The organism is Anabaena sp. FACHB-595 (assembly GCF_048568275.1).
GTDB lineage: Bacteria > Cyanobacteriota > Cyanobacteriia > Cyanobacteriales > Nostocaceae > Trichormus.
This window is the reverse complement of sequence record NZ_CP183473.1, coordinates 2037854-2052678: the sequence shown is the minus strand read 5'-3', so window position 1 is coordinate 2052678 and position 14825 is coordinate 2037854. Positions and strand designations below refer to the sequence as shown.

The window sequence follows — 14825 nt, the reverse complement described above, 5'->3', positions numbered from 1 at the left end:
AATATTTGATTTCTGGAATATGAGTAGAGTGGGCAATGTCCACCCTACAGATACTTTGTTTTTTAATACATTTCACAACTTCAGAATAGTTAAAAATACATTTCAGTTTTATCTATTGAAATTTCCTATAAACATATTCACAATTACGTCAAAAGTAATTATTGAAATAGAGTATGTTAAATAGGTGGATATCATATTTATTTCTGGGAAAATACCCATTAATTTAGTAATACTCACATCTTTATTGATAAATTATTTATTGGTAAGCAGAGTAAATGCTAAAACTCAAAAAAATATCGATTTAATCGAACATAATAATAATTATGAGGAACAATCAGAAGTAATATCTGTTGATTATTTGCGTTGGAGAAATAAAAATTATACACCAACCCTAGCGAATGAGCCAGCAAAAGTTTTTCCTAATCCCAATGAAATAAATGTTCCCACTCCAATTAATCCACTCCAAACACCAGATACTAACTCTGAGCAAGATGACACCTCTATTCAGCAAAATATCACTCCAGCTATATCAAAAAAAGATTTAGAATTATTTATATTAAATGCCCTTAGTAATAGCGCAACTAAATACCCTTGGATAATTGATCCCAGAGATAATTTTAGTTTTTATTCCTCGACTTTTAATCCTCTAAAAGATACGAGATATATTGATTTATCAACTAAGTTTTCTTCGGAAGAACCTGTAATTAACAGATTCACCTTTGCCGAGTTTCCCAAAAAAGATCAACTTTATTGGATATTACCAGGTAATCGGGTCGTTGTAGAAACTAAAGGTTGGCAAAGTGGAATCGTATATCAAGGAGAATCAACCGATAGTGTTACTAGACAAACCATTAGATTAACTCAGAGACTTTGGGGTATGCAGGCAGTTTTTTCACTTCCCCAAGGTGTTCAAGAACTCATAGACGAAATTGGGATTAACCAATTCGCTGTCGAATCAGTAGCGGCGGAAGTTAATAATCCTGTAGGCGTTACTGCTGCTCCTATTAATATTAATAGAAGTAGTGCAGATAATTCTATAACTTCTATTGTTCCTAATATTTCATCACTGACGACGGAAAAAGATCCTCTAATATTACAAAATTTTCCCACAAGTGATTTACAGCCATTATTAGGAGAAGTAGGTTTGACTCGCGGAACCGTAATTCCTGAAGACACTTTGAAAAAAGCAGGCTTTGTTTGGGGAAATCCTTTAACTAGGCAAAGAACTAGATTTATTCCTGTAATTACATCTAATCCAGGGATTAAAGTTGGTAACAGAGAGCAATTCGGTAACTTTGATTTATTCAATATTTTACTCAATAGATCAATCAGCGAAAATCAACAAAATTTATATTACTTAAATTCTTTATATTGGGTTTCTCTAGGCGAAAGACGCAGTAATTTAGGAATCAGGAATACAATTAATAAACATGACTGGCACAGATTTTATTTTAGCCGTCCTCATAGTCGTACACTATTAGAATATGACTCTTTAGAGCCTAAAGCGACCTATACTAATATTTCTAGCAATCCTGGATTTTCCTTATCTTTATCATTCTCGGAAACCAAAATAGACGAATTGCAAACAGCTAACTCTACATTAGGAATGTTAATCGGTGGTGTTTTTAACTGGATTAATTTTCCCCATCTAAATGCAAGTTTACAAGAAGCCCGCGAGAGATTATCTAGGCAAGAGGGTTTTGCAAATTTAGACTCAAAATCCACCCCAGGACAAAGAAGAAAAATTAACCAAGTACTGAATAGAAGCTTATTTTTAAGTAACCGTACTAGTGGTTTAGAGCAAGTTTCTGGAAAACTGACTTTTCCTAGCACTATCACACCTAATAGTTCGAGTTTATGGCAAATTCGGACTGGTAATCATCAGCGAGCAGTTCAATTAATTGATGGAAAGCGTACTTGGAATGAGGGTAAAACTTTTATCTCTAAAGCAGAAGTTTCTAATAATAGTTTTGGTCGTTTAACATCCGTTAATGTACCTTTTTCTTCACAACAGACACCAAACCGCTCCTTGGCTACGCGAGTTACTTTAACTGCTCCTGACGGTCAGGAGTATGTTCAAGATTGGAACTCAGCTAACATAACATCTGTTCCTATCGATATTCGTGCATTTGATATTGCTTTTGACCGCATTGAATTAAGCCAAGATGGTCAAATTAAGAATCATTTACAGACTTTTGGGGGATATTTATCTTTACCCGCGATAGAAGCTTTATGGGCTGGTTCTTCTGGGAAATGGAATTACAGTCTTAGTTCTGGAATCTGGTTTAATTTACAGCCAGATAGTGCATTTAATATCGCAAATAATTTTGGTTCTCAAGAAGCCATGTTAGGTATTTACACTAATGGAGTGTTGAATTTTATCAACACTCATATAGAATTTGATGCAGATGGAAAAACCCGAAGTATTACTAACCACATTCCATCTTTGCAATTTTCTTGGAACAGTGCAGCCAATTCTCAGAATCCGAATTACCTAAATTTAAGCTACTTTTTCTCTCACCAAAATAGAAACTTAAACTATTCTCTATCTACAGCCTTTCTACTTGTAGATAATCAATCTAGTCTCACACCATTAGGATTTATTCAGGGAAAATGGGGTTTAAATACAGGTTTAGAGTTTAATACTTCTGTAGAAATCAGAGATGAAGTTTTCTATACATTTGATGGTCTAAAAAGAATAAATCCTCATTGGTCTGTTGGTGCTTATTTACAAAATTTCCGAAATATTGACAAAGGCACCAGAAATCGAGTTTCTAATTTCTCTTATGGCTTGCTCATTCAGCATAATACTCCTGGTAGTAATAACTTTTGGGAGTCTCGAATTGGCATGAGTGGAGACATATTTGAGGCTCGTTTTGAAGGAGGCTTTCGATTTTGATATTGAGTTTATTGTGCTGTGTGTCAGTTGCCAGTTGTCAGTTGTTTTACTTCTGGTTTAACACCTTCCTTGTAGGCAGTCGAGAAAAACTCTATCCTCTTGTGGGTCGAGCTTTTTTTAGTGTTTTACCACAGAATAAAAAGATACTAGATTTGACAAACCATAGTCTATTCAAATGAATAAAATTAGAAAATATGTGGAAATTACTGGAAATTTCCTGTATAATTGTTAGGGTTTGGTGATTTAATTTTTCAGAGACACCACGTAAAACGACTATTGGTCAAACGTGTATGTACGGAAAAAAAGACCAGCTTCCCACAGCTGGTCTAGTTGATTCTTTTAGCGTTGTCTTCTCATATAGAGTTAAAACCCGGCTGCGTATTCCCAAAATGCAACGGGCAACTTTTCTTAACAATATTGTAACAGGCAACACAGTTTTTTTGAAAAAATTTACCGAAAAAAGATATACCCGGAGGTAATCAGCCTCTATCTTTCAGAATATTTCAAAAATGTCAATGGGGGGAGAAGAGGCTGACGGGTGTAGGGTTCTTACGCTATACCCTCAAAATATGGGTTTAGGGTGTAGGGGTATGGAGATATAAAGGTTTAGAGGTTGATGAAACTACTATTCTTTCGTTGTTGCGAGAGTCGTCACTCATTAAAAACCTACACCTGTGAGCGCAGAAGAGGCAGAGGCAGATGGGTAGCCATTAATGGCTATTAAGTAAAGGCAGGAATTTCTCAATGAGTCCAATTGTCACGGCTGGTAGTTCCAGCTGTGGAGTTAATCCTACATTTTCTAATTGTTGAAACACTCTGATTGCTTGGGGGTTTTGTTCGGCCAAACGTCGGCCAATTTCTGGCCCAGTGAACTGAGACTTTTGCCCCCAAATAATTGCTGTGGGGATGTTTAACTGTTGAATGTACAGGGATAAATCGAAGCATAAGTCACCCCGAACAAATGATAATGCTGCATACTCAGCGTTGGTCTGTTGGGCTGATTGTAAATAAGCTTCGACAATTTCGTCATATACTCGGTTAGCTTGGGCGAATTGCCGTTGTTCTAAGAAACTACGAATACCTGCACTACTAGCAACTCCAGTGCTGTATAGTACGCGATCCAGAAGAGGAATACTGACGATTTGAGCAAAAATACTGCGAGAATAGTTTTCGCCAAAATCCGACAGTCCGGCTGGTGTGACAAGAATAAGCGACTTAAATAAATCTGGATGTGCGATCGCTACTCTAATTGTAAATGCTGCGGTGAGAGAAGAGGCGATCGCTGTCACTGGTCCCGTACAAGTCCGCTCAAAAAACTCTCGAATAGTCGTTAAATAATCTTCAATTTGATAATTGCGCTCTGGATGTTCCGATTGACCCCAACCAATTAAATCTGGCGCTAATACGCGATATCCCGAAGCAAACGCGGGATATACTTTCGACCACTCATAAGCAGAAGACCCGCCGCCAAAGCCATGCAGAAACACCAAAGTTTCTTGGTCATTAGTCTTCTCATTATCCTGCCAAAGCGACCCTGTGGCAGTGTAATACACCATCTTACCCAGTGAAGTAATTATAGAGCGTTGCTCAAATCCTGGTGCTTGAAACATAGTGTTAGTTATTAGTTATTAGTTATTGGTCAGTTGTCATTAGTTTTTTTCTCTCCCTGCTCTCCTGACTTGAAAGGGGTGTAGGGGTGTGAGGGTATAAGGGTGTAGGAAAAGTGAAACCTGTTTCATCGGGACTGCCTTCTGCCTCTTACAATTGCTATTATCGATGAACCAAGAATTATGACACCTCTAGCCAGCGTCAGATTAAGTAGATGTAAAATCACTGGCTTACTTGTAAAGATTCAGTAATTTTTTTTTCATCACCTAAAATATTTTTTGCCTATAATTACCCGATAGCAAGGTTTACTGAAATTTCCTTTTGGTAGCGAGGATCACTTAGGCAATATTTGGGGATCAATTTTTTGTGGTAGTCTACAGAAAACTTACGGATAAATTATGAGTGTGTAAAACTATCTGCAACGCTCATAAACGATAGTTATATTTTATTTGTTAGCACATAAAACAAATAACTATCATTAGTTTTGTGATTCTCTAGGTAATGGTAAGGCGGGGTGTTGTGGTCAAGCAGGCTACTCTTCAAACGGATAAAGTACCAAGATTTGAAGATATTAAATTTGCACGTAATCAATTTGATGTGCAGAAACAAATTGTAGCTTCAGTTAAACGGAGCCAATCGGAAGAAGGAATTGACGTTAGTACGATAGATGCACAAACCTGTATATGTCTGAACTTAGAGGACTTAAAGTGCTTTGAAGTCGTAGACCATCAGTATGAACGTTGGGGAGTGATTTTTCAGAATTCACTAGCCATACAACCGTCAAACCCAGCTTTTCCGACTAATTCCGGCTTAACAGTGTTGATGGGTGCGCCCAAAAGTGGATTTTTGGAAGCGACATTCTTGCGTCCTGTGAACCAAGTAAGCGCTTGTGTCACTAGTTCACAGAGGCTGGTACTTTCTGCTTACGATCGCGATCGCCAGTTATTAGCCCAAAGTATACTCCCCAGCGCCAATCTTGCCAACTCAGACTCGGCCTTACCTCCTAACACTTTATTATCGGTCACAGTTGAGAACATTCACTCTGTTACCTTCTGTGCATTTGATGGTCAATTTACATTGAGTGAATTTCGTTTTTCCGTTTAAAAACAACCCAGAACAATTTTAGTAGCAAAATCGTTTGATCCACTTCAACCCAGGTATTCTTATAGAGTATTATTGATTGTCAATTTACAGTATTTGGTATTGGGAAAGCACGAATGCTTAGTATGGGTAAGACTGTGAGCTGATAAAACGTTATGAGTTCTGAGTAACGAGTGAAAATTCAACCTCACTAGTATTAAACATCCTAAGTCATCCTGTCCTTATACCAAGTGCAACTTATACATTAGACAATCTTGTAATGTTAGGTAGGTAAACACTGTGGTAAAGGCTTTGTCTTCTTGGCAGCAATTAATCAACCAGATGCCTAACTGGCTGCTTCCAGAGCTTAAGACTAAAGCCACCAAGCGGCGGACTTTTCAGCATCTCTCAGAGCCAAGCGGTCTTCTAGGCTTGCTGATAATTACTGTGGCGATGCTGTTGTGGAACTGGAAACTACTATTGGCTCTGCTGGTTGGTATTGGCGTAATGTCATTAGTCTACTCAATGCAAAAATGGGACTGGCAATTACGTTGGGTAGAAATTCAAAGGTTTTTTAGTGGCCCAAATCGGCGATTAGTCATAGCTGTAGGTGGTGGTGGACTCAGTACTGTCAGTACTTATATGGCCGCGTCAATTTTGGCTGACTCTCCTAGTCCTTGGATAGCGACTGGGGCGATCGCTCAAGGATTAGGGACATTGTTAACTATAATTTTACTTGTATGGCAACTTGTCAAATCTTATACTGGTAAAGAGGAGCAAAACTTTGAGCAGTTGTTCCTCAATCTTACAGAAACAGACTCCCTAAAGCGGTTGGTTACTTTACGCCGATTAACTAAAATCATCACCACTCAACAAATTGATTCAGGACTGCAACGAGAGATTAGCCAATGCTTGCAATTGCTACTGGCTCGTGAGGAAGAGCCAATAGTTCGGGAGGCGGCTTTGGATAGTTGGCAAGCTTTAGAGCAATCACAACCATTACAATCTAGTCCTATGCCAACTCTGATACCTTTATCAACCAAAGTTAAAGCAAGGGTTTCTCATTTGTAATCCCTGACTATTTACGATATAATCTACCATCCCGAACCTGAACTACAGGCCGATTACATCGGCGTACCAGTTGCTCATCGTGAGTAGTGACAATCACAGTTGCCCCAAAAGCATTTAATTTTTGTAGAATCTGCATTACTTGCCAAGAGTTATCGGGATCGAGATTGCCTGTAGGTTCATCAGCTAATATTAAGGGCGGCGTTCCCACTATCGCCCGTGCAATACTTACCCGTTGTTGTTCTCCTCCAGAAAGTTGATCAGGAAAGCAGTCAGCCTTAGAAAGCAAACCCACTAATTTGAGTGTAGGTTCTAAACGCCTCTGAATTTCCTTACGAGTGTAACCTTGTGCTTGCAAGACAAAAGTGACATTTTCCGCGACTGTTCGCTGGGGAATTAGTTTGTAGTCCTGAAAAACAATGCCAATACGTCGGCGTAATAATGATAAGCGATCGCCCCGTAAATTTGTGACACTACAGTCATTAACAATCACCTCTCCTTGGGTGGGTAACTCCTCGCCATACAAAAGTTTTAGCAGAGTTGACTTACCTGAACCACTAGGCCCTGTAATAAATAAAAATTCTTTCTTTTTGATCTCTAAGTTAATATCCAGCAAGGCATGGCAACCATTAGCATAGGTTTTGGTCACCCCATTTAACTGCACCATATTACTGGTAGTAACACTTTCCTCTTGGGTTGGACTTGCTTTTTCATGAATAGCCTGTTCGGCAGTGACTGGATTCGTTAATAGGGGCATTACTCAATTTTCCTTAGGCAATAGGCAACTGTTCAGTGTAATATTCATTCTTTCCTGCCTAGCTCGGCAGGTTTACCCTTCTCTGAACAGTATTAACTTAAAAATAAGGATTCCCAACTCATGCCTGGGAATCCCAAAATCAAAACTCAAAATTAAAATTTTTCTAATCTTCAAAATGGCGCAAGTACTATCTCTTGGGTGAGTGATGTACTAAATCGCACCCTTCATAGTCAAACGGTAAACAAAAGCTTTCACCGCAAACTGAGGCAGAGCCAACATTCGCCGCCAACGCCAAGGCTCTTTATATAAACGATATAGCCATTCCAAATTATTATTAGCCAACCAAGCGGGGGCGCGATCTTTGCTTCCTGACCAAATATCAAAACTACCACCAACACCAATCCAAATGGCTTGAGGACACAAGTGACGATTTTGGGCAATCCATAATTCTTGCCGTGGAACACCCAAACCAACCAAAATTACCTGTGGTTGTAATTGGGCGAGAGTTTTTTGCAGTTGTTGTTCTTCTTGTGCAGAATGGTAACCGGAGTGAGTACCTACTATATTCAAACTAGGTATTTTTTGCTGCCAATCATTCGCCGCTTGTGCAGTTACTCCTGGCGCTCCTCCATAGAAGAATACAGTTTTATCTGCTTGCTCTTGACCGATTGCTTTTAACAAAGTTTCCGCCAGTTCAATTCCCGGACAGCGCTGGACTTTTTGCCAACAAAGCCACCGCAAATACATCACCACTCCTGCACCATCAGGAATTACTAATTCAGCATTCTGAATTATGTTGTTCAATGATGTATTTTGCTGTGCCTGCATCGTCATTTCTGCATTGAGTGTCACTACATGAGCGCCTTTCCCCTGTCGCAGGCATTCCAGTAACCAACTCGGATAGTCACTCATTACATGAACTGGAATTCCCAGTACTGAAAACACTTTAGATGATGGAAACATAGCCCTTTAGCCTCACACCAGACTCTCTCGACGATAGTTTATCAAATTTTCTAATAGGTTGCCTCTAGGCTGATAGAGGAGTAAATTTATCCAAATAAGCCTTTTAAGACAACCCCAGATGCAAAACAAAGCCCTAATTTTGCTTATTTTGGATGATAAAAACAGCTTATACTGCTTAAGTAAGCTTTTATCAGTGATTTTTGACAAATCGCTAAAAACATTAACTTTTTTCTTTATTTTTGATGAAAAAACTACATAAGATAGTTAACAAACAGAACAGGCTAGTTTCCGTGAAGATATCTCAAAGACGAAAATTTTTTGCTGTAATCAACAATTCCAGAGCTAGCTGAGGGTGTGTTTATCTTGATAGGACTTACGCATGAAAAACGAAAGGTCAAGGGTTTGGAGAAGGGTATAGGGATATGAATCAATTCAAAATACCCTACGGGAAGCTAAAGCTACAAAATTCAAAATAAATGTTTGAAACCCCTACACCCTTACACCCGGTCTCAAAAGAAAATCTGGGTGCGTAAGTCCTGCTTGAGCCTGACACCTGCCAAAATAGAAAGCAGAATTAAATGCGTCGGTTTAGACAGAGTGCTTATATTTGAGGTATGGCTATCCGATTTGATGATTTAAGTGTAAGGTTTTCATGAGAGCGTGTATTAGTCATACACCCATGCACAAGACTACATGACGAGAAATTCTATATTTATTGTTGGGTAACTGCTGAAAACTGTATCTATGAAAAATTTCCGATAAATACGATTTTGAAGTTAAGCTAGCGTGACGGGTAGAAATTGACTATGAATAAAATTCGGATTGCGCTGATTGAGGATCATGATCTCACCCGTGTGGGTATTCGGACAGCACTGCTACAAAAAGAAGAAATTGAAGTGGTGGGAGAAGCTGCCAATGCGACAGAAGGACTAAATATGTTAAAAAAGGTACAACCAGATATTGCGATCGTCGATATCGGTTTGCCAGATAAAGACGGAATTGAGCTAACAAAGGAATTAAAATCAATCAGTAACGGCGCAGACTTACCAACAAAAGTATTGATTTTAACCTTGCGTGATAATAAAGAAGCAGTTTTGGCAGCTTTCGCAGCTGGGGCTGATTCTTACTGTATGAAAGATATTAGGTTTGATAATCTACTGGAAGCAGTTAGAGTAACTTATAATGGCAACGCTTGGATTGATCCAGCGATCGCCAGAATTGTACTACAACAAGCACAACAACAGTCTCCAAAACCAGTAACCACCATAACAGAAGCGAAAAATTCCTTCGCAAACTCAGAAACCGAAGATAACTTAGAGACTATCGACTCCTATACCCTGACGGAAAGAGAGTTAGAAGTATTACAGCTAATTGTCGAAGGCTGTAGTAACGCGGTCATCGCTGAACGCCTTTACATTACAGTCGGCACTGTAAAAACCCACGTTCGCAATATTCTCAATAAACTCTGCGCCGATGACCGCACCCAAGCTGCTGTCCGCGCCTTACGCTCTGGATTAGTGGGTTAAATTTACTAGCGATTTAAAGATTTACCAATAACTCAAAGAGTAAAGTTATACTTGTCAGACAAGTAAGCTTTTCATCAAAGATTACTTTTGAGAACGCCTTTTGACGACTCAGTGAGATAACAGTTGCCATATCTCGCTAATTTTTAGTATCCGAGAAAGCAAGTCAAATATGACGGAAACTAAGGTAGAAAAACTGAAGCTCATGGTAGTAGACGATGAGCCAGATAATTTAGATTTACTCTACCGTACTTTTAGGCGAGACTTTCAAGTATATAAAGCTAATCATGCCCGGAAAGCTTTGGAAATTCTAGCTCAAGAAGGCGAAATGGCTGTAATTATTTCAGATCAAAGAATGCCTGAAATGAACGGTACCGAATTTCTCAGCCTGACAGTAGAAAAATTTCCCGACACCATTCGGATTTTACTTACTGGTTTTACAGATGTGGAAGATTTGGTAGAAGCCATTAACTCTGGTCAGGTTTTCAAATACATCACCAAACCTTGGAACCCTGAAAGGCTAAAAAATCTAGTTGAGCAAGCTACTGATACATATCGGTTGGTCAAAAAGCGCACCCACGAATTGCGTCGGTCTTTGCGGCGGGAATCCTTATTTAACGCCGTCACAACAGCAATTCGAGAGTCCTTAGATTATGAGAGTATGCTGCAAAAAATCGCAGCTACCATTGGACAAACCTTTGAAGCTACTTGTTGTTTACTCAAACCAGTAGAAAACAACCGCCTCACTGCAAATCAGTTTTATTATCAAAATCCAGCATACAACTTACCTGATAGCGCCTTTGATCCTGCTACTTTAATTTCCCAAGTACTCGAAACCGGCCATTATCAAATTGCCCAAGAGATATACAATGACAATCCCTGTAACTACTTGGTTGTCCCCCTATCTTACCAACAGCACTTGTTAGCTGTCTTGGCTCTTTACCAGTGGGGACGAGAGCATCCTTGGCAAGACGAAGATATTCAATTAATTACGGGTGTGGCTGAACAAGCAGCTTTAGCCGTTTCCCAAGCAAAACTCTACCAACGCCTGCAAGAAAAACAACAGCAAATTAGTGCTGAATTAGAAGTGGCGCGGCAAATTCAAAATAATTTACTACGCCAAACCCTACCGGATATAAAAAGCGCAAAATTACAAGCTTGCTGCTATCCTGCAAGAGAAGTAGGAGGCGATTTTTTTGAAATCTTTGTTCACCCCCACCAAAGGTGATGTGTGGTTAGCAGTCGGTGATGTTTCCGGTAAAGGCGTACCTGCTGCTTTATTCATGGCTAGTGCAATTTCTGTTTTAAGACGGGAATTAGCCCAAGAAATCCCAGCCGAACCCAATGTAGTTATACACAATCTCAATCATGCCTTATGTGATGACTTAATTAGTAACAATTGCTTTATTACTTTTGTGCTAGCTCGTTATACACCTACTACTAGAGAGTTAGTCTATGCAAATGCTGGACATATTTATCCCCTGGTTTGGTCAAATCAAATTGCCCCAGAAAAACCTAACTATCTTACCGTGAGAGGCATTCCTTTAGGCATTTTACCGAAATGGCAGGCTAAGTCGGGTAGTTTGATTCTGGCCCCCGGAGATACACTACTGCTGGCCAGTGATGGTATCACGGAAGCAATGGTATCAAATAGCTTATTGAAACAAGTAAAAACCGTGGGTGGCGTTCAGCTAGCAAGTCATTCTATGCTGAATCAAGATGGTCTGTGGCAACTCTTACAACAAGAGCCTCAACCACTATCTCTCAACCATTTACTATCACGGATTCAGGCAGATAACCACATTCAAGAAGATGATCAAACCATACTCTCACTGGAGGTTTTGTAAGTTATGAAAAGTGAGCTTCACGTACCAAGCGACTTGAACTATTTAAACATAGTGGAACACTGGTTATTGGGATGCTTGAAAATCCAATTAGGAGAATCTGTTGATTGGTCAAGACAGTCCAGTCGCTTACGTTTAGCGTTAGTAGAAGCTTACTCTAACGTTGTGCGTCATGCCCATAAAGAGCAACCAAATTTACCAATCTTACTACGCTTGGAATTTAAAGAACGAGATATTGCTTTAGAAATTTGGGACTACGGCACAGGTTTTGATATGTCTACCTACTTCCCGCCCAATCCTGATGATAGGCAAGAAGGCGGCTATGGTTGGCTAATTATGAATCGTTTAATGGATAAAGTCGAATATCAGTTACAAGTTGATGGGGCTAATTGTCTCAAGTTAGAAGCTACTATACCGGAATTAGCTAATAATTAAAGCTAGTTTGGTAATTTGACAATCTGATTTGTAAATTGACTTATTTACTGGGACTCGTCAGCCCATAGTGCAGGCTACACTAACAAAAATCAAATAGGAGTCCTATATTTAGATTTGGCTGAATATTAATGCCAAACTCTACTCCTTACCATTAATACTAATATTGGTAAATCTATAACTGGCTGATGTACATTTCTGATGAAGGTTATTGGATTTTTCTCGCCAAACTGATTTAATCGGTTATCTGGCAGACATACTGCCTCATAATTGAAATGTCTATCCGCTACATTTAAAATGCGAACTATTGCGGAAATTAATGAAAAAATTAACCGTAAAACGGCGACAGTCCTAACGGTTGAGGAATTAAAGGCACGAGTTTTAGAAGTTGGTGTGAGTAAAGTTGCTCAAGAGGTTGATGTAGTTACTACTGGCACTTTTGAACCAATGGAATCAACTGGCGCTATTCTCAATCTCGGACACACTGACCCACCAATCAAAATTCGCCGTTGCTGGTTAGATGGTGTTCCAGCATACAGTGGTTTTGGGGCTGTTGATTTATACCTGGGTGCTAGCTGTGCTGTAGACTTGATGGACGGTGAAGAAGTCCGAGAACGTGGCGGCGGTCATGTGATCGAAGATTTAATCGCAGGTAAACCTATACACGTCAGAGCGCAAGGACAGGTAACTGATTGTTATCCGAGAGCGAGTTTTGAAACAACAATTACCCGCGACACGATAAATCAGTTTTATCTATTCAATCCTCGGAATCTCTACCAAAATTTTATCGTAGGTGTGAATGGAGGCGATCGCCCACTTCATACTTATCTCGGCCCCTTACAACCACGTTTGGGTAATGCTGTTTACTCCAATCCTGGGGCAATTTCTCCCCTATTCAATGACCCTAACTTACAACTCGTTGGTATTGGCACAAGAATTTTCTTGGGTGGTGGGATTGGTTATGTGGCTTGGGAAGGTACTCAACACTTTCCCTTACAAAAGCGCCTAGCCAATCAAACCCCAATTGGCCCGGCGGCGACTCTAGCTTTAATTGGTGATGCCAAGCAAATGGATGCTCGTTGGGTGAGGGGTTGTTATTTCAAAAGCTATGGTCCTTCGTTGATGTTGGGCGTAGGTATCCCACTGCCGGTGTTAAATGAAGAGGTTGTAGAACACTGTGCAGTTCAAGACCAAGATTTAGTAGCGCCAATAGTAGACTTTTCCATTCCTCGGCGCGTTCGTCCCACATTTGGTTTGGTGAGTTACGCCCAACTCAAGTCTGGGCGTATCACCATTGAGGGCAAAACAGTCCGGGCTGCTCCTTTGGCTAGTATGTTTCTAGCTCGACAGGTAGCCTTAGAGTTAAAACAGTGGATTGAGGCAGGTAGTTTCACTCTTACGGAACCAGTAGCACCGATTCCCAAAGAGCGTTCGTTTCTGCCTCAAGACCGTTGGACGGATTTTTAGGGATTGGGGATTAGGGATTAGGGATTGGGGATTGGGGATTGGGGATTAATATTTCTCCCCAGTCCCCCTACTCCCCAGCCTTCCCTGCTCCCTACTTCCCTGCCCCCTTCCTACTCCGTCGGCTTGGGTTTCTTCACCGGCTTGGGAACCGGTGCTTTCGGTTGGGGTTTGGAAACCGCAGAGGTTTCGCCACCGACTTTCTTGATTGGGCGGGGCGTTTCTCCTGGTCTTCTGGGGGGGAATGGTTTTCTGAAACCACCACGGGGGCCACCGCCGCCGCCGCCTTTAAACGGTGGTCGGCGTTTTTTGGGCAAGTCAGCAATCGCTTCTGCCGTTTGTACTACCAGAACGTCACCTTCTCGCTTGGCTTGGAAGTCCCAAAACTTCCCTACCGCTTTGGTGGTTAACACACCCCGCAGTTTCAACTTGAAATATTTGGGCTTATCAGTTGGTTTACGTGGAGCCTGCTTAATTTTAACAACTAAGCTTTTAGCATCGAAAGACTGATAAACTACTTCTCCACGGACGGAAAAACCACCATCAGGAATATTGGATGAAGGCGCTGGGGATTTTGTAGCTGCTTCTGGCTCTTCGGGTATGGTTTCTTGTGAAAGCGCATCTTGCTCATCTTCTTCTGTCGAATTTTTAGCCAGATTTTCTGGTTCCCAAACTCCGACGATTTGGATATGCAGAGTGTCGTTTTCTTGCCTTGTGCGGGGATAAACTACCCACAAATGGTCTTGTTCTAGGTCTAGATGATTTTTGACTAGGCTCATAATCCGACCCAGGAGGACGGCGTTGAGTTCTACGCCATCTGTGGTCAGTAAGATACCTTGGGTAAATTGTTCATCGCTGGCACGGTAACGACCCCGGACTAAACCAATGGCTCTGTATTGCATTGGTTCACTGGGAGGTGGAATTGGTTGCTGGCGATCGGCTAAGTTCTCATCTGTGGCATTCTCACTAGTGTTGAGTGACGAATTTTCAGGCTTAGAGGACTGGGGTGCTGCTATATGAATATTAGCGGCCGCCTCTATGTTAGTTTGAGGCTGATCTGAGGCAAAAGAGTTGGAAGATTCAGGCGAAGGCATCAGGTCGGAAGTCATAAAAACTCCTTGCGGCGGAGACACATCCCAATTATGGGATTTTACTAAAGCATCGAGAAAGAGCGCTTGTGTGGCTGA

General features: G+C 40.6%; 10 protein-coding genes and 1 pseudogene. 7 read left to right on the top strand and 4 right to left on the bottom strand.

Annotation, left to right across the window (positions count from 1 at the left end; all coding sequences use genetic code 11):
• Positions 1–259: 259 nt before the first annotated feature.
• Complete coding sequence (locus tag ACN222_RS08500) at positions 260–2899, top strand: hypothetical protein (protein ID WP_237087536.1); 2640 nt, start codon at positions 260–262, stop codon at positions 2897–2899.
• A gap of 710 nt (positions 2900–3609) precedes the next feature.
• On the opposite strand, the gene ACN222_RS08495 is transcribed toward ACN222_RS08500, so the two are convergent.
• On the bottom strand, positions 3610–4509 hold the full coding sequence (locus ACN222_RS08495; protein ID WP_010995878.1) for an alpha/beta fold hydrolase: 900 nt from the start codon (positions 4507–4509) through the stop codon (positions 3610–3612).
• A 499-nt stretch (positions 4510–5008) separates the two neighbouring features.
• Here ACN222_RS08495 and ACN222_RS08490 point away from each other — a divergent pair, with 499 nt between their 5' ends.
• Both ACN222_RS08490 and ACN222_RS08485 read left to right on the top strand, forming a co-directional pair.
• Positions 5009–5611 carry a hypothetical protein gene (locus tag ACN222_RS08490; RefSeq protein WP_010995877.1) on the top strand — a complete coding sequence of 201 codons (603 nt, stop codon included), beginning with the start codon at positions 5009–5011 and terminating at the stop codon, positions 5609–5611.
• 276 nt (positions 5612–5887) lie between these two features.
• The gene (locus tag ACN222_RS08485; RefSeq protein WP_010995876.1) at positions 5888–6658 is read left to right on the top strand and encodes a hypothetical protein; all 771 of its coding nucleotides are present in this window, start codon (positions 5888–5890) and stop codon (positions 6656–6658) included.
• Positions 6659–6665: 7 nt separating this feature from the next.
• On the opposite strand, the gene ftsE is transcribed toward ACN222_RS08485, so the two are convergent.
• Together ftsE and ACN222_RS08475 are read right to left on the bottom strand one after the other, a co-directional pair.
• The gene (ftsE, locus tag ACN222_RS08480; RefSeq protein WP_044521043.1) at positions 6666–7412 is read right to left on the bottom strand and encodes a cell division ATP-binding protein FtsE; all 747 of its coding nucleotides are present in this window, start codon (positions 7410–7412) and stop codon (positions 6666–6668) included.
• 210 nt (positions 7413–7622) lie between these two features.
• On the bottom strand, positions 7623–8375 hold the full coding sequence (locus ACN222_RS08475; RefSeq protein WP_010995874.1) for a WecB/TagA/CpsF family glycosyltransferase: 753 nt from the start codon (positions 8373–8375) through the stop codon (positions 7623–7625).
• A gap of 806 nt (positions 8376–9181) precedes the next feature.
• Between ACN222_RS08475 and ACN222_RS08470 the strand changes: the two genes are divergently transcribed.
• From ACN222_RS08470 to ACN222_RS08455, 4 genes and pseudogenes are all read left to right on the top strand, one after another.
• Positions 9182–9901, top strand: coding sequence for a response regulator transcription factor (locus tag ACN222_RS08470; RefSeq protein ID WP_010995873.1), 720 nt, complete (start codon positions 9182–9184; stop codon positions 9899–9901).
• Positions 9902–10070: 169 nt separating this feature from the next.
• Positions 10071–11745 (top strand): annotated as a pseudogene (locus tag ACN222_RS08465) (SpoIIE family protein phosphatase).
• 3 nt (positions 11746–11748) lie between these two features.
• Positions 11749–12177, top strand: coding sequence for an ATP-binding protein (locus tag ACN222_RS08460; protein WP_010995871.1), 429 nt, complete (start codon positions 11749–11751; stop codon positions 12175–12177).
• A gap of 294 nt (positions 12178–12471) precedes the next feature.
• The gene (locus ACN222_RS08455) at positions 12472–13641 is read left to right on the top strand and encodes a homocysteine biosynthesis protein (protein ID WP_010995870.1); all 1170 of its coding nucleotides are present in this window, start codon (positions 12472–12474) and stop codon (positions 13639–13641) included.
• A gap of 110 nt (positions 13642–13751) precedes the next feature.
• On the opposite strand, the gene ACN222_RS08450 is transcribed toward ACN222_RS08455, so the two are convergent.
• Positions 13752–14747 carry a hypothetical protein gene (locus tag ACN222_RS08450; protein WP_044521042.1) on the bottom strand — a complete coding sequence of 332 codons (996 nt, stop codon included), beginning with the start codon at positions 14745–14747 and terminating at the stop codon, positions 13752–13754.
• Between the last annotated feature and the right edge of the window lie 78 nt (positions 14748–14825).

What these genes read in the sequence shown, in the direction of transcription:
- ftsE (WP_044521043.1), bottom strand. Translation starts at nt 7,412, where the DNA reads ATGCCCCTATTAACGAATCCAGTCACTGCCGAACAGGCTATTCATGAA.
- ACN222_RS08455 (WP_010995870.1), top strand. Translation starts at nt 12,472, where the DNA reads ATGCGAACTATTGCGGAAATTAATGAAAAAATTAACCGTAAAACGGCG.
- ACN222_RS08490 (WP_010995877.1), top strand. Translation starts at nt 5,009, where the DNA reads ATGGTAAGGCGGGGTGTTGTGGTCAAGCAGGCTACTCTTCAAACGGAT.
- ACN222_RS08470 (WP_010995873.1), top strand. Translation starts at nt 9,182, where the DNA reads ATGAATAAAATTCGGATTGCGCTGATTGAGGATCATGATCTCACCCGT.
- ACN222_RS08460 (WP_010995871.1), top strand. Translation starts at nt 11,749, where the DNA reads ATGAAAAGTGAGCTTCACGTACCAAGCGACTTGAACTATTTAAACATA.
- ACN222_RS08495 (WP_010995878.1), bottom strand. Translation starts at nt 4,509, where the DNA reads ATGTTTCAAGCACCAGGATTTGAGCAACGCTCTATAATTACTTCACTG.
- ACN222_RS08475 (WP_010995874.1), bottom strand. Translation starts at nt 8,375, where the DNA reads ATGTTTCCATCATCTAAAGTGTTTTCAGTACTGGGAATTCCAGTTCAT.
- ACN222_RS08450 (WP_044521042.1), bottom strand. Translation starts at nt 14,747, where the DNA reads ATGACTTCCGACCTGATGCCTTCGCCTGAATCTTCCAACTCTTTTGCC.